Source organism: Actinomycetota bacterium (genome assembly GCA_035697485.1).
GTDB lineage: Bacteria > Actinomycetota > UBA4738 > UBA4738 > HRBIN12 > JAOUEA01.
On record DASSCU010000001.1, the window covers coordinates 1 to 2,247 of the forward strand.

Below are 2,247 nucleotides of genomic sequence, written 5' to 3' on the forward strand. Positions count from 1 at the left end.
TCGCTCTCGGTCGTACTCGGGAGGCACGAAGTCCTCGGGCGTCGCGCGGTCGGAGTCGAACGCGATCCACTCACCGTCCGGTGACCACGTCGGGTAGCCGTCGTCGCTGCCCGTGTCGTCGGTGAGGTTCGCGACCCCGGATCCGTCGGCGTTCATAACGAACACGTCGTAGTTCGGGTCGCCGAACTCGGTGGTCCCGCCCACGTACGACTCGAACGCGATCCGATCGCCGTCCGGCGACCAGGCCGGATACTCGCCCCAGACGTCCGAGAGCCGCCGGAGGTCCGTGCCGTCGGCGTTCATCACGTACACCTGCGGGATGCCCTCGCGGTCCGAGTTGAACGCGATCTGCGTGCCGTCCGGCGACCATGCCGGCCCCCATTCGTTGCTGTGCGGCGCGTTGGTCAGGTTCCGGACACGGGTGCCGTCGGAGCGGACCACGTAGATCTCGTCGTCGACGTTGACCCCGTTGCGTGAATCGCGGAACACGACAAGGCGACCGTGGCCGTCTGGGTCGAACTGGTCGCCTTCGATCGACGTGACGGCCGTGGATGTGCCTTCGGGCAAGGAGAGCACATGGATCTCGCCGTCGTCGCCCGCGAGCACGATCCGCCCCTCGACGGTGCGGGCGGGAGATCGGACGGGTGGTGAGGTGCCGCCTGACGCATCGAGGTGCGTGGTGCAGGCCGCGAGGACGGATGCGGCGCAGAGGAACGGGATCAGGGTCCTCCATGTCATCCTCCCGAGTACACCCTCGAGAGACGTTGGGTTCCTCAACGGGTCCCGGGCAGGGTGAAGCGGATCGAGGTCCCGTTCCCCGGCTCGCTCTCGGCCGAGATCGTGCCCCCGTGAGCCTGCACGAGGCTCTTCGCGATCGCCAGACCGAGCCCCGATCCGCGCGATTCCGCGGAGCGAGCGAATCGGATGAACACGTGGGCGAGCTCGTCCGCCGGGATGCCCTCGCCGGTGTCGGTCACGCTGAAGGCGACGTCGTCTCCTTCCCGGACAGCCGCGATGGTGATCGTCCCCCGGCTGGGGGTGTGCCGCAGGGCGTTCGATACGAGGTTCGCGACGACCTCACCGATCCTGATGGGGTCGACGTCGACGACCGGGAGGCCCTCCTCCGCGTCGACGACGAGCGTGACACCGGCCTCTCCCGCCTGCGCTCGGAAGGTGGTTTCGGCGGACTCGAGCAGCTCGCGCGGCTCGAGCCGCTCCCGGTAGAGCCGGAGTGCTCCCGCCTCGGCGTTCGAGAGCAGTTGGAGATCGTCCAGGAGACGACCCATCACGCTCGTCTCGTCGCCGATCAGCGCGAGCTGGTCGGCGGTCGGCTCGTAGATCCCGTCGACCATCCCCTCGACGTGTGCTCGGATCACGGACAGCGGCGTCCGGAGTTCGTGCGCCACGTCGGCGAGCAGGTTCCGCCGCTGTTCTTCGTTGGCTTCGAGCCGTTCGGCCATGCGGTTGAACGAGCGAGCGAGGTCGCGGACTTCGGCCGGTCCCTGCACCTCCGCGCGCGCGGACAGGTCGCCCTCGGTGACCTTCCCCGCTGCATCCATGACCCCGCCGATCGGCCCGGCGGTCCGCCGGATCGCGCGACCGAACGCCACGAACCCCAGGACCAGCAGCACGGGGAAGACGAGGAACCAGGGGAAGAACCCGCGATGGTCGTCGCCCCGTCCGATCCATCCTCCGCCGAACGCGGCGCCCAGCCATCCGGCGACGAAGACGAACAGGAAGAACAGTCCGATCCCGATCGCGATGCGCCGGAAGAACCGACCGCGCATCGCGCCCCAGCCCTCCGACGAGCGTGGAGGGAAGGGTTCGTCGGCGGGCCACCACGGGGGGCGGAACCCGGGGCCCCTGCCCGGGCCGTGGGGGCGGTCACGCATCGGCGAACCGATAGCCGACGCCGTGGACCGTCAGGACATATCGAGGCGAGCCGGGCGTCGGCTCGATCTTCCGTCGGATGTTCTTGACGTGCGCGTCGATCGCGCGCTCGTAGGACTCGATCGCGACGCCGTGCACGGCGTCGAGGAGCTGGGAGCGCGTGAACACCCGCCCAGGTTCGCGGACGAGGGTCGCGAGGAGCTGGAACTCGGTCGGCGTGAGCTCGACCTGTGCGCCGGCCACGCTCACCCGCATCTTGCCCGTGTCGATCTCGACGTCGCCGGCGCGCAGGACCTCGTCGCCGCGTTCCGCCGTGCGGGTTCGCCGGAGCACGGCCCGGACGCGGGCCACGAGCTC

Annotated in this window: 3 protein-coding genes; all 3 read right to left on the reverse strand. The window is 69.7% G+C overall.

The genetic code is table 11. The features are described 5' to 3' along the window. Positions 1 to 738: hypothetical protein (locus VFI59_00005; GenBank protein ID HET6712084.1), on the reverse strand; the 738-nt coding region annotated here is incomplete at its 3' end. Positions 739 to 773: 35 nt separating this feature from the next. Then, positions 774 to 1,787: an ATP-binding protein gene (locus VFI59_00010; protein ID HET6712085.1), complete on the reverse strand. Its 1,014-nt coding sequence runs from the start codon at positions 1,785 to 1,787 to the stop codon at positions 774 to 776. A gap of 97 nt (positions 1,788 to 1,884) precedes the next feature. Next, a partial coding sequence (locus tag VFI59_00015; GenBank protein HET6712086.1) for a response regulator transcription factor occupies positions 1,885 to 2,247 on the reverse strand: 363 nt, incomplete at its 5' end.

Coding starts and splice junctions, on each gene's coding strand:
- VFI59_00010 (HET6712085.1), bottom strand. CDS start 1,787: ATGCGCGGTCGGTTCTTCCGGCGCATCGCGATCGGGATCGGACTGTTC.